This is a genomic window from Nostoc commune NIES-4072 (assembly GCF_003113895.1).
Taxonomy (GTDB): Bacteria; Cyanobacteriota; Cyanobacteriia; order Cyanobacteriales; family Nostocaceae; genus Nostoc; species Nostoc commune.
Genome location: NZ_BDUD01000001.1, coordinates 5,686,982 through 5,709,676, shown reverse-complemented (window position 1 = coordinate 5,709,676; position 22,695 = coordinate 5,686,982). Strand labels below are relative to the sequence as shown.

The window sequence follows — 22,695 nt, the reverse complement described above, 5'->3', positions numbered from 1 at the left end:
TCTCTTCTTGGAGGGCATTTTATTGCTTTACTGTCCCAAAGCGATCGCCCATAAGAGTAACTAGCAACTTGGGTTAATAATGGAAAAGTCAAGATAGGAGTAGTTGTTATTCAACAATCCGGTGGAAAATTTATAGGTGCAGCATTGAAAAGACTAATTGAATACGAAAAGTTTAACCTGACTCGTGGTTGCTTAGTTCGTTCAAAGAATATTAATCCGGGAGCTTCAGTACCTCAAGAATGCTTGAAAATTCTTTTGAAAGAACGAGGTGGAGAATGGGTACGCTTACAAAGCGAAGATATTAAACCTCTTTTAGCTATATCATCTGTTTACTATAACTTGAGAACTTACGAATTAACAGAAGAACAAATTTTTGACTTTATTAAACAGAAACAACTAGCAATCAATAATCCTCTAATTCGAGAAATTCTCAGCGATCCTTCTGGTCAACAACCTACTAATTTAACTGATGATGGATTACCTGTTAGTATTCCTCAATTTATTGCTAATACTGATAATATCGACCTAAATCTATAGCTAACTAGAAATGAATCAGCAGTTTTCAATTCCAACAGCGCTGTGTCTACCCCTCCCTGATATTGAAGCTTTAATACAGGGGCGAACAATTGCAGCTTTACCCAGGATGTTTATTCGTCCTGGGCAGAGATTTGCACTTTATACTACTGATTCTTCAGCTTCAATTAAAGTTTGGGCTAAATGTGAATTTTGCCAAATTTTAGACGAGACTAAGCCATTAGATATTTTGTCTAAATTAACAATATGGACACCAAAAGTATTAAAGGAGATACTACAAAAACAACAATATCTTTTCCTGGCTTACTTGCGCGTCTATCAGTTATCTCAGTTACAAGAAATATCAGTCAATCCTAATATTCAAGAAAAGCTAGGTAAATTTGTTAGTTTACCTAATTCTCTAACAGTTTCTGAAGTCAACCCAGTAATAAACGATCGCACCTTCGCCCAACGCAAACACCAGTTAGAAAAGCTAGAACCCCCGCTACACCCTGAATTGGAAGAATTGCAGAGTGCGATCGCATTCCTAACCATTAGCCAACCAGCAGCTAAACAATTAGACGACGATATCAAAGTGTTTTTGGGTTGGAGTAATGACTTGCTAATTAAGCAACCCGATCCAGATTTAGCTTGGATAAATGATATTACAAAATTGGGCGATCGCAGCATCGAACAAGACGAGGGTAAAAGTAACTATCAAGCTGGTACAGATTTTGAAATCATCGCACGCCGTAGCCTTGATTTTTTAGGATTCAAAGTTGAAGAAAACTACAAAGGCGGTGCAGGTGGCTTAGACTTATTTTGCTCACAACCTTATCCTCTTGTTTGCGAATGCAAAGCAGGTAAAAGCATTCCTGATCGTGCAGTAGAAGAATTAGATAGGATTGGTAGAAGGCATCTAAAAGAAAATTATCTTCAAGCTGTAAGGTTAATTATTGGCCCAGGTAAACCGACTAAAAATTTGAAAGAATCTGCTGAAATATCGAAAATCAGTATTATAAATGTAATGACTCTACAAAAACTCGTTGAATTAAAAGCAAAATATCCAGGTGCTATTAACTTAGTAGAATTAAAACAATATCTAGAACCTGGACAAATTGACTATAAAATTGGTGAATATATTGATAAAGCTGAGGGAGAGATTAAATTGCGATCGCACATTATCCAGCTTGTCAAAAACTATTTAGAAAACTCAGGTATAAAATCTGCTGGTGTTGAAGCTCTACATGGTGCGTATTTCGGCTCACATCCACCACAGCCAATAAAAACAGCAGAAATGCACGAAATTCTGATTGAGCTTTCCTCACCATTAACAGGCTATTTAGGACGAATAAAAGGTAGTGATTGGAATAGCGATCGCTTTTACTTTCTCCGTGATTTACCTACTAATTAAAGATAGTAAAATATATCTCTTTTCTTCCCTCTGCGCCCTCTGCGGTTCGTTTAAAAATAACTGAAGTGCGTAGGCGTAGCCAGCCGTAGAAATTGCTTTTACTTTCTGAGTGATTTATCAATAGATAATTGGAAGTCAACTAAAACATCAGCTTAGTCATCTGATTTTACAAATAAAGATTCCAAATTTTGATAACCACTAACTACACGGACAATTTCAATTCCACTGTTTATAATTCTATAAAGAATAATGTAATTATCCAAAGGAACACCACGCAAATCAGCTTTAATATTTCCGTAGCTGCGTCCCATATTGGGGAAATTAGCTAAATATTTACACTTTTTATCAAACTTCTCAACAAAATTCTCCCCAGCATCAATATTTATCCTGACAAAATAATCAATAATTTTTGATAAATCCTCACTGGCTTTTGGAGAGATAATATGTTGCTTTATTCTTGTAATTCTCTAGCTTTACGCAGTTTATTTCGCAATTGTTCAACTACAACTTCTCCATTAATACCTTCCCCTCTATCCAGTTGCTCAATAGCAACTTCAACTTTTTCGCGTGTTTCTTCCACCCACTGTTGATAACCTTTTTCCCACTCTAATAGCAACTTCAATGCTTTACTAATCACTTCTTCAGGATTTGCATATCTACCTGTAGCAATTTGCGCTTGGATAATTTGCTCTAGTTCAGGTTTAATTTGGATATTCATGATTTATATTCTAGTTCATTGGTAGCTTTAACTTTATTCTAACAATATTTAAAATTAGATTAATTGAATAGCGTAGGCGTAGCCAGCCGTAGGCATCGCTTTTACTTTCTCCGCGATTTACCTGTTAACTAATATAGTACAATCTATCTCTTTTCTCACCTTCGCGCTCTTTGCGTTCTTCTCTAACGAGACGCTGCGCGAATGCAGTTCGTTTAAAAATAACTGCGATCGCAGTTATCCCAAAGTTAATATATTAGCCTGATAATTCACCACCAATGGCAGGATTTTTAGCCATTCTGAACCTAACAAAAATTCTGTAATTTCATCCCCTACATAAACAGGGATTTCAAACTCTTGTTCGTTTAATATCAACTTGCCTAAATATATTTTAAACAAGGTTTCACCCTGTGCAGTTCGCAAAGTTTCCTTACCAATATAAAACCAGTCTAGACTATCTAAATCTTGTTTGTTAATAGCCAGAAAACCTGTGAAACCAGTATCTAACATGGCATCCACAGGCAAATTTAATCCATCATCAGTTATTAAATCAATTTCAAAAAATAGTTGACTCTTTTCCCCAAATTTACCCTAAATCATATTGTGCCAGTGGTTCCTGTTTCATTAAAACAAAAAACACAGTGGTCAGTATTTGGGTATTTTTCAAGCGCTTTTTTATGAGCTTGCATTCTATCTGCATCAATCAAGTAATCACCACTATTTGGCTCTACTGCAATATACCAGCCGTAGTGTTCTTTAATCAAATCTGGACGTACACGCTCAAAAATTTCCCGACAACGGCGATAAAATACCTCATCTTCAGCTTTGCGTCTAGCAAGTTCTTCTGGTGGTAAAGTACGTTCTGGAAAAATTCTGCCTCTACGTGCAGGTTGTTTTGCAGTTGATTCAGTCATAGTAATCAGCCCTATTTGTTAATGCTGGCTTAAATTTATTTTACAGAAAGATAAAGGCGATCGCTTTTACTTTCTTGGCGATTTATCTATTAACTAATATAGTACAATACATCTCTTTTCTCACCTTCGCGCTCTTTGCGTCCTTCTCTAACGAGACGCTGCGCGAATGCGGTTCGTTTAAAAATAACTGAAGTGCGTAAGCGTAGCTAGCCGTAGGCATCGCAGTTATCCTAAACTTAATATACCAGCCTGATAATTAACCACCAACGGCAGAATTTTTAGCCACTCTGAACCTAACAAAACTTCAGTAATTTCATCCCCGGCATAAACAGGAATCTCATACTCCTGTTCATTCAATAAAACCTTACCTGAATATCTGTCAAATATAATTTCTCCCTGTGCAGTTCTTAAAGGTTCATTCCCCATATAAACCCAGTCAAGACTATCTAAATCTTGTTTATTAATTGCCATAAAGCCTGTGAAGCCAGTATCAAGCATGGCATCCACAGGCAGATTTAACCCATCACATGTAATCAAATCAATTTGAAAAAATAGCTGTCCTTTACTACCAAATGCACCCTGAATCATATTCTGCCAGTTGCTCCAGTTTCATTTAGGCAAAAAACGCAGTGTACAGCATTTGGGTACTTCTCAAGGGCTTTTCTATGAGCTATTTCTATATCTTCATCAATGAAATAATCTCCACTATCTGGCTCTACTGCAATATACCAACCATAGTTTTTCTCGATATATTCTGGACGTACACGCTCAAATATAGCCCGACAAAGCTTATGAAATGCCTCTCGTTCAGCTTTACGTCTAGCAAGTTCTTCTGGTGATAAAGTCCGTTCTGGAAAAATTCTGCCTCGACGTGCAGGTTGTTTTGCAGTTGATTCAGTCATAGTAATTAACCCTATTTGTTGATGCTGGCTTAACTTTATTTTACAGAAAGATAAAAGCGATCGCTTTTACTTTACGTTCTGGGAAAATTCTACCCTGACGTGCAGGTTGTTTTGCAGTTGATTCAGCCATAGTCTTAATCCTACTTAATTGATGCTGCCTTAACTTTATGTTAGGGCAAGCAATTAGTTCCTCTGTCCTTCAATTACGAATTGCGAATTATACAGTGAAGCATCCTAGACTGAAGATATATCTTCTATCTAGGATGCTTCACAATAAAAAATTGTTGCTGATACAACAATTAATGAACAAAATCTGATGTTTAGACTAGAGCTATCAGCTAGCAGAAACAGTTAAACTGCCGGGTTTCTGAAGATCACCTTGCAAAACCACACCTCGCTGATTGGCATGGATATGACGCAAAATCTTGTAAATTGCCTCAATTTGCTCTGATGCGCCTGCTTTCTCTGCAAGTTCATCAAGAGAAATGGGAGCTTTTTCTTTTTGCAGCACTGCTACCACTCGTGTTTGCAAATCGAGAATAGAGGCGGCTGCTTTTTTGCCAGCTTCTACGCCTGGTTGATGGTAGGCGTTGACGTTGACTAAGCTAGCGTATAAACCAACAGCACGTTCATACAAAGCAATTAATGCCCCTACAGTTCGGGGGTTAACTTGGGGGATCGTGACTGTAATCGAATCGCGGTGATTTTCATAAAGCGCTTGTCGGGTTCCTTGGAGAAAACCAGAAAGATAATCGCCTGATGTAACTCCCGGATCTATTTCAGTGGATGGGCCTTGACGATCTTCCAACACTTCGATAAAAGTAGCAAAGAAATTCGCTACACCTTCACGCAACTGCTGGACGTAAGCGTGTTGATCTGTTGAGCCTTTGTTGCCATAAACGGCAATTCCTTGATGGACAACGTTACCATCTAAGTCTTTTTCCTTACCCAAGGATTCCATCACTAGCTGTTGCAAATAGCGACTGAATAAAAATAAGCTGTCCTTGTAAGGTAAGACAACCATATCTTTTTCGCCCTTTCCGTTACCAGCAAAGTACCAAGACAATGCAAGTAAGGCTGCTGGGTTATTTTTCACATCTGAGACGCGGGTAGCGTCATCCATTTCTTTTGCGCCATCTAGCATGGCACGAACATCAATGCCCTGCAATGCGGCTGGTACTAGCCCCACAGCAGACATTTCTGAGGTGCGTCCTCCTACCCAGTCATACATAGGAAATCTGGCCAGCCAACCTTCGTCTTTGGCTAGTTTATCGAGGTTGCTGTCAACGCTGGTAATTGCTACCGCATATTGAGCAAATTCCAAATTGTGTCCGGCGTAGGCTTTTTTAACTTCAATCATGCCGTTGCGAGGTTCCGGTGTTCCCCCAGATTTGGAGATTACCAAAACCAAAGTGCTGGCGAGGCTATTTCGTAGATGATTGAGAACGCGATCAATACCTGCCGGATCGTTATTATCGATAAAGTGAATTTTCAGGGGCGGGAAATCAGGAGCGAGAGCTTCCGCGACGAATTGGGGGCCGAGGGCGGAACCACCAATGCCAATGGAGATAATATCCGTAAAGCGGCTTGCTCTGGGAGGATGAATAGCACCTGTTTGAACTTTTTCCGCAAAAGCTTCGATTTGTTCTAGGGTTTGGACAATTTCTTGTGTAAGTTCTGGAGTTGGCGCTAAATCAGGATTTCGCAGCCAGTAGTGTCCAACCATGCGATTCTCGTCAGGATTTGCGATCGCACCCTTCTCCAGTTGAGCCATATCCGCAAACGCCTTGTCAAACTTCGGCCGCAACGAATCCACAAAGGCATCATCGAACCGTATTCGACTCACATCTAAGTACAGTCCCAATCCCTCGTGGAAATATAACCAGTTTTGGTATCGTTGCCAAAGTGCCCTAGCATCCATAGGGAAATCTCAAATAAAGTGTTTTTCAAAACCAGTTTAATGTAAGGTTATAGCGATCCCTGCCTAGCCTTATACAGTTTACAGTTTTCAGTGTTCCCTTGACCGTGCCAATTTTAGTTTTTAGATTTTAGATTTTAGATTAAAAATTATTTCGGTTGATGCCCCGCACTTCTTTACCAGACGCTACCGCGAACGTGCCAAGAAAGCGAACGTGGGTAGAACAAATCCAAAATCCAAAATTGATTGACTCTTCACTTTAAACATCTGGCATAGGGATGACACGCAGAAATTTCACAATTTCACCCCTAATTTCTATACCAATCAAGTAATTATCGAGGGTAAATCGGTGAAAAATGCCTTCACTATCAAGCTGTCGCAGTTCTTTTAAATCGCTCAACTGCCACTTTTGGGCTAACTCAGTAAACACAAAATCATACACCCGCTCGTAGGCGGCAGGTTCTAAATTCTTCAGGTCTAGCAAAAAAGACCTTGCATAGCGCATTTCCAGAGTCACTAGGCGTTACCTTAACCAAAACATGAGGGGGGCCACCAAAAGAGTGCTGAGTTGAAAGCGCTGCTGAATCAGAAAAACATCAACAGTCTTACCGCTTCTTCATGGGTTAAGATATCCCACGGTTGCTGCGATCGCTTGACTTGTTGTATCGCTTTAAGCATATAAAAGTCACAATGTAAAGCTTCGAGAACATCCCAAATGTTTTGCAAATCCTCATCGGCTAACTGCTCGATTAAGTGATGCATTCTCAGTCGCAGCAAATTCATACGTCAACTACTCCCTACCAGCAAACACCAACAATAAATAGTATTCCCATAAAATTAGCTACGCTCAAGCTACGCTAAAATTTATTCGCCCGGAGAAGAGGCAGAGGGGCAGGGAGCAGGGGGGACAAGGAAAATAACCATGTCCAATGCATCATGCCCAATGCCCCATGCCCCATGCCCCATTCCCAAATAACTATTTAATATGGTTGACTATCTCATTTTCTTAGCAATTTCTTCAGCACTTTTTGCTCTATTTGCATTAGGACTCAATTTACAGTGGGGCTTTACGGGGTTAATTAACTTTGGTCATATTGCTTTCATGACCCTTGGAGCATATACAACCGTATTGTTAAGCTTAAAGGGCGTACCCCTACCAATCTCGGCACTAGCTGGGGCAATTGTCGCCGCTTTGTTGGGTTTGATAATTGGTTTTGTAACTCTACGCTTACGAGAAGATTATCTAGGAATTGTCACTATTGGTACAGGCGAATTAATTCGTTTGATAGTAAATAATCAGGAATTACCTGTGGGTGACACCTGGACTTCTGGGGCGTTTGGTGTACAAAGTTATCCTATACCCCTATCTACAGAGCCGAATTTATTTGTCAGATTAGTGATGATTGGGCTTTTGACACTGCTGGCTGCTGTAACTTTCTTTACATTGTGGCGATGGATTCGCACCACCCAAATATCTCGGACTACTGATTTAGGCAAAAGGATAACTAGCAAACAAGAATTTGCATCACGTTTGGGTGTGGGAATTTTTTTAGCAGTTTTGGCAGCAGCGATTTATATTTCTGGGGTAATCGGATTATATAATTACAATCCAAAAGCGGGTTTAATGCTGGTGTTGCTGTTGGTTTTAGCATTTGTATACTGGCGATTAGAAATTTTGGTGCGATCGCCTTGGGGTAGAATTCTCAAAGCCATCCGAGAAGATGAAGAAATTCCCAAGGCACTGGGAAAAAATGTCTTTTGGTATAAATTACAATCTCTCATGTTAGGGGGTGCGATCGCAGGTATCGCTGGTGCTTTCTTCGCTTGGCAACTTAGCGCCATTTACCCTGATAATTTCCAACCGCAGATTACCTTTGACACTTGGATTATGGTGATTTTAGGTGGTTCTGGAAAAAATGTTGGCACAATCTTAGGTGCGGTAATTTTCTTTGCTTACGATGCACTGACGCGGGAAATCTTACCCAAAATCGTCCCCCTTGATGAAGCCCGTTTGGGTGCATTTCGGATCATGGTAATCGGACTAATTTTGATGATACTAATGATTTGGCGACCTCAAGGTATCTTAGGGAAAAAGGAGGAACTTACTCTTGGTAAATAACCAGCCATCGCCACTTCCCCTTTTGGTAGCCACTGGCCTTTCTAAAAGCTTTGGTGGTATCAAAGCAGTTAATGAGGCGAAAATCGAAGTTGCTAAAGGCAGCATTACGGGCTTGATTGGCCCCAATGGTGCTGGTAAAACCACTTTATTTAACTTACTTTCAAACTTCATTCGCCCAGATAAGGGACGAGTAATTTTTGACGGCGAACCGATTCACAACTTGCAACCATATCAAATCGCCCAACAAGGAGTTATCCGCACTTTTCAGGTTGCACGGACTCTCTCGCGGTTGTCGGTGTTAGAAAATATGCTGCTGGCGGCGCAAAAACAAACTGGTGAAAATTTCTGGCAGGTGCAGTTACAACCGCACGTTGTAGCTAAGGAAGAAAAGGAACTACAAGAGCGGGCAATGTTCCTATTAGAATCGGTGGGTTTGGCAAAAAAAGCACACGATTATGCTGGTGGCTTGTCTGGTGGACAACGCAAGCTGCTGGAAATGGGACGGGCGTTGATGACTAATCCCAAGTTAATTTTGTTGGATGAACCAGCTGCTGGTGTGAATCCGAAACTGATTGATGATATTTGCGATCGCATTCTCACTTGGAACCGTCAAGATGGGATGACTTTCTTGATTATCGAACACAATATGGATGTGATTATGTCATTGTGCGATCGTGTTTGGGTACTTGCTGAAGGACAGAATTTGGCTGATGGTACACCCACAGAAATTCAAACTAATCCCAAAGTTTTAGAAGCGTATCTAGGGAAATAGTAGTGTTGTAAATATTCATTGATTTTATACCCATATATACCCAATAACTGTAATATGGGTATATGAAATTATCTGATTACGCAAAGAAAGTTGGAGTAAGCTATAAAACGGGTCTAAATCTCCGTCACAAAACGTAATTGCGAATTGCGTTAGCGGAGCGGGGCGTTAGCCCATTGCGAATTGCGAATTGGTTTAATCTTCGTTATTTTCTGCAAAATTTACTTGCTCATAAAGGTCGCGCAATTCAATTTGAAAATCAATCGTTTGCAGTGATAAAATTGCAGATTCATGTTCAAGTTCAGTAAATAACCATTGACTTTCCGCAGTTTTTACATACTGCATAACATGATACTGATATTGGTCAATTAAAATATATTCCTTGAATTCTGGAATAGAGCGATAATAAAGAAACTTATCGCCTTGGTCATAATTTTTAGTCGATTTAGATAAAACTTCAGCAATTAACATCGGGTTCATAACCGTTGTTGTGCTGGTTCCCGTATAAATAGGCTGTCCCTCAATCACCATCACATCGGGATAGGTATGCTGCCGATAACGAGGTATCCACAAACGCACATCACCAATATAAACATCATAATTTTTACGCCTTAAAGCAATTTTTAAGGATGCCGCTAAATTCAAAGCAATTTTATTATGATTTGTAGTGCCACCCGTCATTGGTACAATTTCTCCATCACGGTATTCGCTTTTATATTCTGCTTTTTCTTCAATATCTAAATACTCTTCAGGTGTGTAATAGAATTTTTGTATTTCTAACTGCATAAAAAGACAACCTATAATTGTGCGGTTATTGTGCGGCTAAAGCAGTAAGGATTAATTGTACTTCTGCTAAAACTGCTCCTCGAAAGATGAAGTTGCGACCTCGTGACGAATATACGGCACTTGTTGAACGTCATCACCAAATTTTGGACTGGCAAATACACATTTACAGCATATTGCTACTGCTTGTGCTATTAATTTAACGCGGTTTTTTGCCTGGTCAAACGGGGATATACTTGCCTTACTCAGATTTTGATGCTTCTTCCAAGGGTTAGTCACCAGAGAGGTAGAGAAGCGGGGAGAGAAATCAATTCAAAATGACGCTCTCTACAAGACGCTACGCTAAGAAAATTCAAAATTAGAGAACTTCTGCCTCCTCTTTACCCAATGCCTAATACAACTCTTGGAGAGGCTGCGCTCTAAGCGTAGCTATGCCGCAGGCTTTACGACTTATCTCGGCTTTGCTCGGCATGATTTGCTCACTACAAGTGCCCAATACAATAGGGTTTCAGAGCTAATAAATAGACATCTGGTGAAAATGAATTGTTTTGACGTTGCATTGCAAGGTCTTTACAAGGGTTTCAGGTAACGCATAATTAATTTCTGGAGATGTCTAATTTATTTATCGGGTTCTCCCTGTGCCCCTTTCCTCTTCTTTGACTCGCTATTGCTTGACTTTTCACGTCATGTAGAGATTCAGGCGATCGCTAACGCCGAAAGATTTCCCCAATCATTTCCGGTATTTGCTAAACTTTAATCTTGCATTTTTAGAGTTTTTATAGTAAAAAATCAACCAGAGCTTAGATTACATTTTGCCATAACTAGCCAAATTCAATGATGGTAGCAACCAAGAGCGATGTCTACGACGGGCTATGCCTACCCCAAATTGTGAATCCTTGATGAAAATCCAGCCGAGCTAATATCTTCTCCAGCAAATTACTGTAAGTATAAACATAGGTAATTTCAAATCATCTATGCAGCTACTTGCCATCTAGAGCCGAACAATTTCTGAACTTTGACAATCTTATAAATGGTCATCGTCAGTAAATGCACTCAGGTAAATATCACTATCTTGGCTGAAGCAAAGGTTTACAGCGCTTAAACGGTACTTGAAACGTAGGATAACTTGCTACTTAATAATGTTTAATTTTCCCGAACTGCTTTTGATCCCCATTTCGATAGAATGACTAGGCAGAACCCTAAAACTAAAAACCGCTTTTGACTGCGACGCCCATGAATCAACTGAACAATGGTTTTACTATATTTCTAAGTCTGCTAGTCGAGGCGATGCCTTTTTTGCTTCTTGGGGTTTTATTCTCCAGTTTGCTGCTGTTTTTTGTTGATGAGCGCAAATTAGTAGAAAAAATGCCCAAAAATCCTTTGCTGGGCGCTTTAGTTGGCAGCATGATCGGCTTTTTATTTCCGGTGTGTGAGTGCGGGAATGTACCAGTAGCGCGGCGGTTCCTAATTCAGGGAGTACCCACACCAGTCGCAATTGGTTTTTTGCTAGCAGCACCAACAATTAACCCAGTTGTAATTTGGTCAACTTGGACAGCATTTCGAGATCAGCCAGAAATAGTAGTCTTACGAGTCGTATTTTCTCTTGCAATTGCCACAATTATCGGTTTTGTTTTCAGTTTTCAAAAGGACTTAAATCCTATAGTCCAACCTGCGATCGCTCGGTATATGAAGTATAATCCACCCACACAGCCCCAAACCAAGCGCCGTGGTAAACGTTCCCAAGTACAACAAGAAGCAACAGTACCGAATCTGTTACAATCCGGGACTTATATCTTAGGAGGAAAAGCAGGTATACCTCTGCGGATAGATTCGAATTTAGTACCACCTACCATAATCTCTACCTCCGATAAACCGCTTGCAGCTAAACTGCGCCTAGTTGTGGATAATAGCATCCAAGAATTGCGAGAATTAGGCGGAGTGATGATTTTAGGAAGTGCGATCGCTGCTGCTATTCAAGTACTAGCTCCCCGTGAATTAATTCTCAGTTTAGGTGCTGGGCCGATTACTTCAATTGTGGTCATGCTGATATTAGCAGTAGTGGTGTCAATCTGTTCTACAGTCGATTCTTTCTTTGCACTATCTTTTGCCTCAACCTTTAGCAGTGGTTCATTGTTGGCATTTCTGGTGTTTGGCCCAATGATTGACATCAAAAGTGTTGGTTTGATGTTATCTATTTTTAAACCCAAAACGATTTTTTACTTATTTACTTTAGCAGCACAATTGACATTTGTATTCACCCTGTTTCTGAATTTGCACGTCTTTTAAAAAACTATTTGTCATTTGTCTAAAGTCCAATTGTTAAGAACCAATACTCGACTCCTTTCGACTTCTCTTCGAGACGCTACGCGTAGCTTGCTTCCCCGCAGGGGTACGCTCAAGGCAAGTCGCTCAGTACAAGTGACCAATGACTAATAACTAATGACTAATGACCAATGACCAATGACTAACAAAAATCCCAAATCTAAAATTCCTAATTTGTTACTCCCTTGGCTGGATGCTCTAGCAATTACAGCTTGGGGAATTTTGATGTTGAGATATTGGCTAACTAACAAGCTGAACCTGTTAATTCACCCAAATTACATTTGGTTGGCGGTCGTGACTGGTATCTGCTTCATCATTATTGGTTTATTTAAAATGCAGGAACTTTGGCAACGGCGTCGCCGTGATGTTACGTCAAATAACCAGCATATTAGTTTATTTCCCCCTGGTTGGGGTAGTACTTTATTGTTAATTACAGCGATTCTAGGTTTTATCATTACACCGCAAGTTTTTGCTAGTGACAAAGCACTCCAAAGGGGTGTGACGGCTGATTTATTGGGAAGTACACGCGTTAAACCCCAAGCCTTTCGAGCTACTGTTCTTCCAGAGGAGCGATCGCTTGTAGACTGGGTACGCACTGTCAATGTCTATCCAGAACCAGATACATATACAGGGCAAAAAGTCAAGGTAGAGGGATTTGTTATCCACCCGCCAGATATCGGAAAAGAATATTTGTTCTTAGCGCGATTTGTCTTAACTTGCTGTGCAGCAGATGCTTACCCTGTGGGATTACCCGTCAAACTCCCAAACAATCAAGAAACTTATTCCCCTGATACCTGGTTGGAAGTACAAGGACAAATGGTAACAGAAAATTTGGCAGGTAAACGCCAACTCACCATTGCCGCTACCTCTCTCAAAAAGATTCCTCAACCGCAGAATCCTTATAGTTATTAGTCATTAGTCATTTGTCCTTTGTCATTTGTCATTTGTAGATGCCCAATGCCCAATGCCCCATGCCCCATGCCCAATGCCCAATGCCCAATAACCAATGACAAAATCTAAAGTATTTATCCAACCACTAGATCGGATAGCGATCGCACTAATGCTACTGCTGAGTGTGCTGATTGGGTTAATTATATTGCAAGGTGATGTGGTGACTGCTCGTGTCCGGGACTTTACCTGGCAAAATCAACAAATTGGGGCAGAAGATAATTCTTTCACCCTTACTTTCAGCCGCCCAATGGAAGTAAAAAGCGTAGAGGATAACTTGAAAATCGAGCCACCCCTAGCAGGTAAATTCAGTTGGGCTGGGCGACGGATGGTTTATACACTGGTAACACCAGCACCTTATGGCACAAATTATAAAGTGCAGTTACAGGGAGCCAAAGATAAGTTTGCCCAGCAGGAAGGCAGAAATCGGGTAATACAGCCCTTTGTTGGTACCTTTCGGACACGCGATCGCGTCATCCTTTACATAGGAACCGATAAAGAAGAACAAGGACGATTAGTTCTTTACAACTTAACCCAAGAGCAAAAAAGGCTACTTACCCCTCAAGACCTGATAGTAATGGACTTTGAGGCCTTTCCTGATGGTGGGAAAATTTTATTTTCGGCTCGCGCGGCTAAGAACCAAGACTTACTTTCAGCCCAACTGTACACAGTGACAACAGGCGTTCCTGGTAAATCTGGACAAGAAGTAGAACCAGCAGGCAAAGTTGACTTAGTTTTAGATAGTAAAGATTATCAAAACCTGAAATTTGACTTATCACCTGATGGGCAAACTATTGTGATTCAACGGGGCAATAAAACTAATCCCGGCGACTTTGGACTATGGTTTATGCCAGCAACCAGTAACGGTTCAGCAGAAAAACCCACCCCTAAACGTCTGGAAAGTCAACCTGGGGGAGACTTTATGATTACACCAGATAGTCAAGCCGTAGCAGTTGCCCAAGGACAGGGAGCAGCTATCCTACCACTGCAAGGTGATGCCAGGAAACCTCTAGATTTTCTGCCGCAGTTTGGTTTGGTACAGGCTTTCTCTAAAGATGGCTCTCAAGCAGCGATGGTAAAGTTTAATACAGATTACACACGAGATTTGTTTTTAGTAACAAACCAAGGTGTGCAGAAACAACTATTAAAAACAACAGGCTCAATTCTCAGCTGCCAATTTGATATTGCCTCACCCACTCTCTATTGCTTGCTGACACAGCTAGTATCAAAGGAACAATACATAGAACAGCCTTATGTGGTGGCAATTGATCTAAAAACTGGTCAACAGAAACCACTGCTAGTACTGCCTCCCGCTCAACGAAATGTGCAAATGAGTTTATCATCTGATGGTTTGGGCTTGTTATTTGATCAAGTAGTACCGCAGACAAACCCCCCAGCATCATTACCTACAAACACTTTAAAAACTGATGATGGAGATGTTATTGCTACTAGTAGTCTGTGGTTAATGCCTTTGTTGCCCATCGCTGATGCTGCGACTGTTGAAATTAGACCAGAACAACTCCCCTTAACCGGATTTCGACCCCGGTGGCTACCTTGAGAGAATAATTTGTAAGTCGATTTCGGAAGTTCAGTTAAGGTGTCGCCACCAAAACTCAAGTTGAACTTAATGAAGTTCAGTTCCATCTTTACGGAGCAGATAGCGATCGCTAATCAACTTCAAGACTACTCTACCTATTTCTGGATGCGTTTTTTCAATGATCGGTTGCACAACAACGCCTTCCATAATGCAATTGGGACTGACTACACTATTAGCATTATTGAACTGAGACACTACTTCCCAAGTGTAAGCACCGATATAAAGCACAGGCACTCTCGGTAAAGCAAATTCCTCGCAAAAAACCACAAAATCGCTGTAATTGAGAAAATGACTACCACGACGCACAGCAAATATAGCAATTCCAATATTGCCATTATTCAAGCCATATTTGATATCTTGTACACCGTAGATTTCCCCAAAAATCTGAGTTCCTGGTGGAAGTTTTTGGAAAGCTTCATACGTATTTATCCGTAATTATCATGGTTGCTTAATTTTTCAGGTCTAGCAGAAGCTCTTGTTTGTTTGCTGACATGAAATAGCGATCGCCCAAAATAACAGAATAGTACTTAAGTACCTTACATTTTGACCATCATGTGAATGGTTAGCTTTTTAACCTAAAAGTCTTACTCTGCCTATTTCCCAGGCTCTGCTCCCGTAAAACTAGAAGCCTCTACTTTCTACAAGAGCATTACAAGGCTCTGCCTTGTAACTAGAGCTAACTCGCAGTTAGTTATCTCTGTCAATGCGTAAATCCTATAGAATAATTGGTTAACAGTAGATACTTGTACTGACATCTATCCTAAGTAATAAAAGACTCAGCATAAAAATGTAATCCTTAATACATTTTTATTTTATATATTAAGGTGGATGCGATTATAGACAATAATTTATATGGTGAGGCAGTTTTTTCATATAGAAAAACTTGATCAGCCAACACAGTTTAGTTTTTAAGCATCGGGTTTCTCTTCTCTGCCGCCTATCCCCAAAGGCGGACTAAATTCCCCTTCCGTCTCTTCTTGACGGCCAAGAGCATCATAGTGTTATAACGGCATCAGTCTAGATACAAAATAGGGAACACCAATTGATGATTAATTGCTGGCGCTTGGAGAGAGTTAAACTTAGCTTCTAGAGCAAACCCTGATTAGACACAGTTGATAAGCAATGCTAATGCCAGCACTGCTGAATATTTTTAAGCAGGTGAGTCAAGAGTGATGAATGAAGCTAACACCTCAAACAAGGGGGTTGTGATGGAATCCCTAAATTCTGCTAATTCGCCACAATCGGAGCAGGCGAGTTGTCCGTTTTACTCAGTTGTGCCTAATGACAATATGACAGTCAACAAACTGCCACTCCTCATGCCAGCTGAAGATACACAATTTTCAAAAGATACCACCCAGCAAGACTGGGTTGCAGAGCCTGAAAGCGGCAAACAAGCACTTATTGACTCAGAATTTCAGAACCTGCTGGCATTGAACGAAGAATTGCGTGCAGCTAACAATAATTTGTATGAACAAGTGGAGCAGCTAAAAGACAACCTAGCTGAGTCAGAAAAGGTTTTGCAGTGGCAGAAAACGCGTTCTAGCGTTAGTGAGTCGATGCTCAACCAACACGCTCAAGAACTGGCTGCGGCTCAAGAACAAATAAAATCCTTATTTCAAAAATTAGAAACTGCTGTACAAACTGTTCAACGCCAGGAAATTCTCACCGAAAGTTATAAAGCACAGCTACAAATCAGCCAACAACGCCTTGCTCAGTTAGAGCGAGAATGTACGTTGTTACACACGAACAGCAGCGAACAGTCTCAGCAGTTATTGCAATCAGAAACTGTTTGTCGAGAGTTACGTACTAGACTGATGCGACAACAACGCCAAACGCTGCAATTTAAAGCAGCTTTGGAAAAATGTTTAGATACATCGGTTCCTAACTATGACTCCTTAGAAGATACTGCAAAACATCCCAAAGACATAACTAGTGGGCAAGGAAGATTCTCTAGAAAAGCTCGATCTTTGTTTCCTAACGCCCAACCAATTCAACCTTGGTCAGCAGAACCAGAATCCCAGAGTGATGATCTAGATAATTCTTGGGGCGAACCGTCAGCACCAATTCCATTCCAAAGAAATGAACCGACTCCGACGCCATCATCTTCTTGGAACTGGTCAGTTAAGCAAGATTCGTCAACACCAACAGAATCCGCCCCTCCTCCAAAAATTGATGAACCACCAGAGACACCGGAAGCTGTTTCAACTTCTGGGTCATCAAATTTAGATCAGCAATTAGATAGTCTCATCCAAATGTTTTTCACCTCCCAGCCTGCATCTGCATCACCACCACCTGCGCCAAAAACGAATGTGGATAGTAATCAGAGTGATGCACCTATCTGGGAGACTTTAGCAACAATCCTAGAAGAAAATGAAGAATTAGAAAATCCACAGGAAGAGCAGTTGGCAGCAGAAATTAATCATCCTACTACAACTACCTCCACTTCTTGGACAATAGATTCTGTAGTCTCACCAGCCAATGACTTACCAGTTTCTTCTACTTCACCTCATACTGAGACGCCGCCTGAAGGAACTGAAGATTACTGGTCAGAATCACAAGTGACACAGTTGGAATTTTCGGCAACTGATTTGCCTCTAGAGTCATTAGGTGATAACACCAATGATACAAGTTCACCTTCACCAGTGGTTTATCCCCAGCGTCCACCCAAGGGGCGTAAATCATTGGCATCTGTGGAACTACCAAATTTTCGCCCCAAGAGTCAATAGTTAGTCGTCATTTGTCATTTGTCCTTAGTCATTTGTCCAATACTAATGACCAATGACTAATGACTAATTCTTACTTCTGACTTCGGAATTATGGCTTCTGGGTTGGCTTTTTCGACTTGAGCGCGCGATCGCGGTTTGCCTGTGGCGATCGCATAATTAATCGCCAATAACCACAGCCACAATCCCGGATTCCGGGGTTCTAGCCAAAAACCTACCTGGTTCAAGAAGCGCCCGAACCACGGACTCAGCAAAGAGCTAATTAACGCATGACGACCAAAGTTGAAATAACTACCAAGCCATCGCCCTAAATCTCTGGGGCCAGCAAGTTCCCAAATCCATAAAAGTAAGGCAGGATTTCTTCTAGCTGCTTTGAGTGCTAGCCGATTAAAGGTTAACCAATCACACCTATCTTTGATGAAGTTATCTGCTACTTCTTGGGGTTCGTCTGCTAACAATCCAAAGAAGGTGTTGAGCATGGAGTTAATCCGTTGGGGTGGTAAAAATTTCCCAGTAGGCACCATCATGCCTTTGGAAAATAGCCAAGTCACGGAAACGTTGCTTTGGTAAGCGCGAATTCGGTTCAAGTGGCGGAAACTCAACAAGTCATGTTTGAGAGCAGTATCCAACAGGGTTGTTAAACGCTCTAAGTTGCGAACTAGCGAACCAAAGCCGGTAAAGACGAGGGGAGACTGGAGTGATGCAGCATCACCGATCGCAATCAATCGATCAAAGGCAACTGTGCGATCGCTACTTCCCACACTAAAATGCCCCGGTATATATCCAAATGTCGGCTTCTTCCACACCAATTTGTCCATATCGCACCTGCGATACTCTGGCAAAATCGTGAAAAAGTCCTCGTACATCTCTAGCAAGGAACCGGGATTTTCAGCATTCACCTCATGGTAATGAAATAAATAAATTGTTAGTTCATCATCTGCCCCAGGAAACAGTTCCCAAATTAACTGTCTTCCCCGCGAGATATCCCCATGACTGTAAAGAACGTCCCCATATTGCGAATCCCATACTTGCGGCTCAAATCCGCTCTCAATTGCCGCTCCCACCGTCGGACATACACTATCAAAAGCACGACCACCATTTAATTGCCAAGAGATGGGCGATGCAGTTCCCATTGCATCTATTAACAGTCGTCCACTTACTTGCTTTTCAACCTGACTAGGTAAATGCTTGACTTTCAAAAGTACTTGTGATATATCAATATCTGCACGGATAAACTCTGTTTCATCCCAGATTTCACCGCCTGCCGCTTGCAGTTTTTGCCCACACATTTGGAGCCATTTTTCGGAATCTAAGCCTAAATTTAGGACTGTGGGTGTGTGGAGGACGGGCGATCGCAGTGAGTAGGGATTATTAGCGTCAAAAAACTTATTGAATCCGTCTTTGTATTCTCTGGCAATGATGGTTTCTAACTCAGCAGGGGTGAGTAAACCCAAGTTTACTAAGCTTTGAATCTCATCGCGGGAAATATTCCATTCTCGGTTCATCCGCCCAAAGGGCATTCGTTCCACCAGCAGAACTTTATATCCGAGTTTTGCCATCAGTGCTGCATGAATCGCGCCTAGTGCGCCACCGATGTAGATGATGTCGAAGTGGGGATTAGGGATTAAGGATTGGGTATTGGGATTATCTTTTCCCCAGTCCCCAGTCCCCAGTCCCTTATCCCCTTGACTGGAAAACACCACCTGACGCGGCTGTTGCGGATTCCGTACTCCTTCGCGCCATCGTTGTTCCCACCAGTAGGCACGCGTTAGATCATATTCACCGTTAGGCATTTTCTGAAAATACTTGACGGTGAGGGGGTAAGCAGAGCCTAGTGCTTCAAAAATCGATTGCTTAGATAAATCAATTGCTGGTGGTTCTGGGTAATGATGCGGAAAACGGCTTCTGATTTCTTTGGTTAGGCGTTGCAAAATCTGTCCCTCTTTAGGAAAGGGTTGTTCTGCCCAACGAAACACTTTCAGATAGGTAGTTCGTTGCACCGACCAGACAAATACCGAAAGTTCCGCAGGCAAGTTTTCGGAAATAGTCCCGGTAGCAGTTGTAGTTGCAGTGGGGATTTTGAGGCGAAAGCCTTCCGAGGTAAGCACTTTTTCTCCATTTCCGGGTTCAAAATCTGTTTGTAACCAGTTACGCACAGTTGCTATATCCGAAGTTGGAACTTCTAAATAAAGAATTTCTCTCATCGTTTCCTGACATCTCCGATCAATCTACTCACTAAGACAGATTTTATGAAGGCACAAAGTAAGGTAAACTCCGCCCTATTACTTTCGTAAAGATTCAGTGAAGAAATTTTAAGAATTTGTCAAATTTATTGTTCATTTTTTATTTCTGTAAACCCACGCCATGAATTATCCCATTCCAGACAGTCCCCAGGAAATTATTGCCTTACGACAACAGCCGATTGATGAAGAACTAGTTGCCAGTGCCATCGCTGGAGTTATTAAAATTGTCCGCGCTCAGGGTCAGTCTTTGGAAGAATTAACCGCTCAGTTGCTAGCAGATGATCCACTGCTGGATCAGCAACAACGTCGCTGGTTGAGCCAATTAGTTGCCCAATGTTGGGAAAATTTCTCCTAAAACCTTGCATAATAATGAAGTTTTTGTCGCAGCATTAGATTTCTAGGTCTGCACCTAAATATTGGCGATGCCTGCGGCGGACTGCGCCTACGTATTTTAGGTATAGGAGTAACATGTCTGGAATTGGCAATTGGGTTGCTATTTTTGCATTTAGGGCACAGAAGCCACTAACTTAACCATATCAGCACTGGGCACTAGGCATTCTTATCAAATTAAAATTTTGAGACGTAAAAAAAATGAAGTGTGGTGTTATGCATTCCAAGGGATTTGGAGATTTTAAACAATGATAACCACAAAAACAAGCATCAAAGAGGTATATAGATAAGTATTATTAAAGAAGTCCTACCTGCTTCAGAATTATCAAAGTTGCTACTATCGTTGATACTCTCGACGCGCTGAGTCTTAAATACTCCAGTTCTAACAATCTACTGCGTCAGTTTGGATATAAATAAGAACCTACTATCCGCTTATACTGCGGATAATAGGTCATGGGTGGCGCTTGTTAAGATATTGAGCGATCGCTTTCTTACTGTTCGAGCGTTCCTATAAATCCATTGGTACATCTTGCAGCAGATGTTCACGGTGTCCACCCCGCCTCTCAAGCAAAGTTTGACCAGCTTGTAAGATTAGCCAGCCTTTATCCCTACTTTAACCATCGCGCTGCATCTTTAGCATGGTAGGTCAAAATCAAATCTGCCCCAGCTCGTTTAAACCCAGTTAAAGTTTCCATAACCACGCGCTCCTCATCAATCCAACCATTGAGAGCCGCAGCTTTTACCATCGCATACTCACCAGAAACATTGTAAGCCGCAACTGGTAAATTACTCGCTTCCTTCACCCGCCAGATAATGTCCATGTATGCCAAGGCTGGCTTAACCATGAGCATATCCGCACCTTCAGCGATATCCAGTTCAATTTCTTTAATCGCTTCGCGGGCGTTACCTGGGTCCATTTGGTAAGTTCTTCTGTCCCCAAATTGTGGTGTCGAGTCTGCTGCATCCCGAAATGGGCCATAATAACCCGAAGCATACTTAGCAGCATAAGACAAAATCGGCGTATCTTGAAATCCGGCTTCATCCAAACCCTGACGAATTGCCTGGACAAAGCCATCCATCATTCCAGAAGGCGCAATGATATCAGCACCGGCTTTCGCTTGCGAAACTGCTGTTTTTTTCAACAATTCCAGAGTTGGATCATTTAAAACTCGTCCTGTTAAATCACCAGTTTGTAAATAACCACAATGACCGTGACTGGTGTACTCACATAAACAAGTATCAGCAATTACAATCAAATCGGGCACTGCTGCTTTTACCGCAGTCGCAGCTTTTTGGACGATACCGCAATCATGCCAAGCGCCAGTGGCATCCACATCTTTATCAGCCGGAATCCCAAATAAAATAATAGAAGGAATTCCTAAGTCGTAAACTTCTTTTGCCTCTTCGACAATTTTATCTACCGAAAGTTGGTAGACTCCGGGCATCGATTTTACTTCGTTAGCGATTCCCTCACCCGGTACAGCAAATAATGGGTAAATTAAATCGCTTGTTGTCAAAACAGTTTCACGAACCATCCGACGCAGTTGAGGATGAGTACGCAGACGACGGGGGCGATGTGTAGGAAACATAAAATTTTATGAAGAAAAACAACGCAAATGGACACAAAACAAAGCGTCACAAAAGCAGGCTAAAATTTTCCTGCCGTCAGACAGACTACAAACAGTGCTTAACTGTCCTTTGCCCTACTCTTAATCAAGTTGTGGGGCAATTTTGTATTCTACAGCTTGGTTGCATCTATCCGACGGGCTGGAAAAAAAACAACATAGTAAGCAATTCACGCATTCAAAATGATAAGACTGTCTGTTGGTAAAATCGTGGGGAATTGAAGGTTGAAATTTAAACGCAAAGTGGCGCAGAGGTAAACGCAGAGGCACGCAGAGAATTCGCTACGAATTAATAAGATGTTGTACTTGGTGGTAAATAAATGACAATTACCAATGACCTTATGCCCGATGCCCGATGCCCCATGATAATTTGTATTAAAAAACTCGGAAAATATAGGGATAACGGAAGGGTATATCAGGATTGCTGAAAACTTTGATGAGCGCCCAAATTGTTAATCCCCAGTGCAATATATATCCCAGACCGGCTAATGGCCCCAGCAATAATAGAGGTAACACTAACCAACCGAATAGAAAAAACAGCGCTCCGAGAATTCCTCCATAAAGCCAGACGTTGAAGTGGAAATTAATGGATTCTTTGGCGTTTTCTTTAACAACAGGATCATCAGATACGAACAGTATGGCGATAGGTATACCTACAGATATCAATGTTGTGCTGAGAAAAATGGCTCCATGAGACAAGACGGATAGAAGCTTTCGCTTATCTGTGTCGTACATTGCTTTCTCCTATTTGGTCAGATTGTTGGTTATATTACGACCCTATCACGAGCATCGTTGTCTTA

The 22,695-nt window shown here is 41.4% G+C and carries 22 protein-coding genes and 1 pseudogene; 9 read left to right on the top strand and 14 right to left on the bottom strand.

What is annotated here, in order from left to right:
* Positions 1-75: 75 nt before the first annotated feature.
* A pseudogene (locus CDC33_RS25445) lies at positions 76-537 on the top strand (hypothetical protein); the annotation flags it as partial.
* Positions 538-547: 10 nt separating this feature from the next.
* Positions 548-1,927 (top strand): DUF1802 family protein, encoded by a 1,380-nt coding sequence (locus CDC33_RS25440; protein WP_109011281.1) that lies wholly within the window; start codon positions 548-550, stop codon positions 1,925-1,927.
* A 152-nt stretch (positions 1,928-2,079) separates the two neighbouring features.
* On the opposite strand, the gene CDC33_RS25435 is transcribed toward CDC33_RS25440, so the two are convergent.
* The 9 genes from CDC33_RS25435 to CDC33_RS25395 all read right to left on the bottom strand — a co-directional run bounded on the left by CDC33_RS25435 (position 2,080) and on the right by CDC33_RS25395 (position 7,159).
* The gene (locus tag CDC33_RS25435; protein ID WP_369694397.1) at positions 2,080-2,367 is read right to left on the bottom strand and encodes a type II toxin-antitoxin system RelE/ParE family toxin; all 288 of its coding nucleotides are present in this window, start codon (positions 2,365-2,367) and stop codon (positions 2,080-2,082) included.
* An 11-nt stretch (positions 2,368-2,378) separates the two neighbouring features.
* Positions 2,379-2,645 carry a ribbon-helix-helix domain-containing protein gene (locus CDC33_RS25430; RefSeq protein ID WP_109011279.1) on the bottom strand — a complete coding sequence of 89 codons (267 nt, stop codon included), beginning with the start codon at positions 2,643-2,645 and terminating at the stop codon, positions 2,379-2,381.
* A 234-nt stretch (positions 2,646-2,879) separates the two neighbouring features.
* Positions 2,880-3,197, bottom strand: coding sequence for an aspartyl protease (locus tag CDC33_RS25425; RefSeq protein ID WP_244919432.1), 318 nt, complete (start codon positions 3,195-3,197; stop codon positions 2,880-2,882).
* A gap of 41 nt (positions 3,198-3,238) precedes the next feature.
* Positions 3,239-3,556: a hypothetical protein gene (locus CDC33_RS25420; protein WP_109011278.1), complete on the bottom strand. Its 318-nt coding sequence runs from the start codon at positions 3,554-3,556 to the stop codon at positions 3,239-3,241.
* Positions 3,557-3,781: 225 nt separating this feature from the next.
* Positions 3,782-4,144, bottom strand: a complete 363-nt coding sequence (locus tag CDC33_RS25415) for an aspartyl protease (RefSeq protein WP_109011277.1) — start codon at positions 4,142-4,144, stop codon at positions 3,782-3,784.
* Positions 4,141-4,458 (bottom strand): hypothetical protein, encoded by a 318-nt coding sequence (locus tag CDC33_RS25410; RefSeq protein ID WP_109011276.1) that lies wholly within the window; start codon positions 4,456-4,458, stop codon positions 4,141-4,143. Before CDC33_RS25410 ends, CDC33_RS25415 begins: the two co-directional genes overlap by 4 nt.
* A 334-nt stretch (positions 4,459-4,792) precedes the next feature.
* Positions 4,793-6,379 carry a glucose-6-phosphate isomerase gene (locus CDC33_RS25405; protein ID WP_109011275.1) on the bottom strand — a complete coding sequence of 529 codons (1,587 nt, stop codon included), beginning with the start codon at positions 6,377-6,379 and terminating at the stop codon, positions 4,793-4,795.
* Between the two features lie 256 nt (positions 6,380-6,635).
* A complete protein-coding gene (locus tag CDC33_RS25400) occupies positions 6,636-6,893 on the bottom strand; it encodes a cytotoxic translational repressor of toxin-antitoxin stability system (RefSeq protein ID WP_109011274.1) in 258 nt (85 codons plus the stop codon).
* A gap of 68 nt (positions 6,894-6,961) precedes the next feature.
* The gene (locus CDC33_RS25395; protein WP_109011273.1) at positions 6,962-7,159 is read right to left on the bottom strand and encodes a hypothetical protein; all 198 of its coding nucleotides are present in this window, start codon (positions 7,157-7,159) and stop codon (positions 6,962-6,964) included.
* Positions 7,160-7,361: 202 nt separating this feature from the next.
* Between CDC33_RS25395 and CDC33_RS25390 the strand changes: the two genes are divergently transcribed.
* Both CDC33_RS25390 and CDC33_RS25385 read left to right on the top strand, forming a co-directional pair.
* Positions 7,362-8,495, top strand: coding sequence for a branched-chain amino acid ABC transporter permease (locus CDC33_RS25390; protein ID WP_109011272.1), 1,134 nt, complete (start codon positions 7,362-7,364; stop codon positions 8,493-8,495).
* A complete protein-coding gene (locus CDC33_RS25385; protein WP_109011271.1) occupies positions 8,485-9,267 on the top strand; it encodes an ABC transporter ATP-binding protein in 783 nt (260 codons plus the stop codon). Before CDC33_RS25390 ends, CDC33_RS25385 begins: the two co-directional genes overlap by 11 nt.
* A gap of 192 nt (positions 9,268-9,459) precedes the next feature.
* Here the strand turns inward: CDC33_RS25385 and CDC33_RS25380 are convergent, their stop codons facing one another.
* A complete protein-coding gene (locus CDC33_RS25380; RefSeq protein WP_109011270.1) occupies positions 9,460-10,050 on the bottom strand; it encodes a Uma2 family endonuclease in 591 nt (196 codons plus the stop codon).
* 1,230 nt (positions 10,051-11,280) lie between these two features.
* Here CDC33_RS25380 and CDC33_RS25375 point away from each other — a divergent pair.
* The 3 genes from CDC33_RS25375 (at position 11,281) to CDC33_RS25365 (ending at position 14,875) form a co-directional block, all read left to right on the top strand.
* Complete coding sequence (locus CDC33_RS25375; protein ID WP_109011269.1) at positions 11,281-12,333, top strand: permease; 1,053 nt, start codon at positions 11,281-11,283, stop codon at positions 12,331-12,333.
* A gap of 174 nt (positions 12,334-12,507) precedes the next feature.
* Positions 12,508-13,281, top strand: coding sequence for a TIGR03943 family putative permease subunit (locus CDC33_RS25370; protein ID WP_109011268.1), 774 nt, complete (start codon positions 12,508-12,510; stop codon positions 13,279-13,281).
* A gap of 94 nt (positions 13,282-13,375) precedes the next feature.
* The gene (locus tag CDC33_RS25365; protein ID WP_109011267.1) at positions 13,376-14,875 is read left to right on the top strand and encodes an Ig-like domain-containing domain; all 1,500 of its coding nucleotides are present in this window, start codon (positions 13,376-13,378) and stop codon (positions 14,873-14,875) included.
* Positions 14,876-14,941: 66 nt separating this feature from the next.
* Here the strand turns inward: CDC33_RS25365 and CDC33_RS25360 are convergent, their stop codons facing one another.
* The gene (locus tag CDC33_RS25360) at positions 14,942-15,343 is read right to left on the bottom strand and encodes an RNA ligase family protein (protein ID WP_369694396.1); all 402 of its coding nucleotides are present in this window, start codon (positions 15,341-15,343) and stop codon (positions 14,942-14,944) included.
* A gap of 743 nt (positions 15,344-16,086) precedes the next feature.
* Between CDC33_RS25360 and CDC33_RS25355 the strand changes: the two genes are divergently transcribed.
* Positions 16,087-17,640 (top strand): hypothetical protein, encoded by a 1,554-nt coding sequence (locus CDC33_RS25355; protein ID WP_109011266.1) that lies wholly within the window; start codon positions 16,087-16,089, stop codon positions 17,638-17,640.
* A 56-nt stretch (positions 17,641-17,696) separates the two neighbouring features.
* Here CDC33_RS25355 and CDC33_RS25350 read toward each other — a convergent pair whose 3' ends face one another.
* A complete protein-coding gene (locus CDC33_RS25350; RefSeq protein ID WP_109011265.1) occupies positions 17,697-19,841 on the bottom strand; it encodes an NAD(P)/FAD-dependent oxidoreductase in 2,145 nt (714 codons plus the stop codon).
* Positions 19,842-20,001: 160 nt separating this feature from the next.
* Here CDC33_RS25350 and CDC33_RS25345 point away from each other — a divergent pair, with 160 nt between their 5' ends.
* Complete coding sequence (locus tag CDC33_RS25345) at positions 20,002-20,235, top strand: hypothetical protein (protein ID WP_109011264.1); 234 nt, start codon at positions 20,002-20,004, stop codon at positions 20,233-20,235.
* 643 nt (positions 20,236-20,878) lie between these two features.
* On the opposite strand, the gene hemB is transcribed toward CDC33_RS25345, so the two are convergent.
* The gene (hemB, locus tag CDC33_RS25340; protein ID WP_109011263.1) at positions 20,879-21,859 is read right to left on the bottom strand and encodes a porphobilinogen synthase; all 981 of its coding nucleotides are present in this window, start codon (positions 21,857-21,859) and stop codon (positions 20,879-20,881) included.
* A 411-nt stretch (positions 21,860-22,270) separates the two neighbouring features.
* Positions 22,271-22,630, bottom strand: a complete 360-nt coding sequence (locus CDC33_RS25335; RefSeq protein WP_109011262.1) for a DUF4870 domain-containing protein — start codon at positions 22,628-22,630, stop codon at positions 22,271-22,273.
* Positions 22,631-22,695 lie beyond the last annotated feature (65 nt).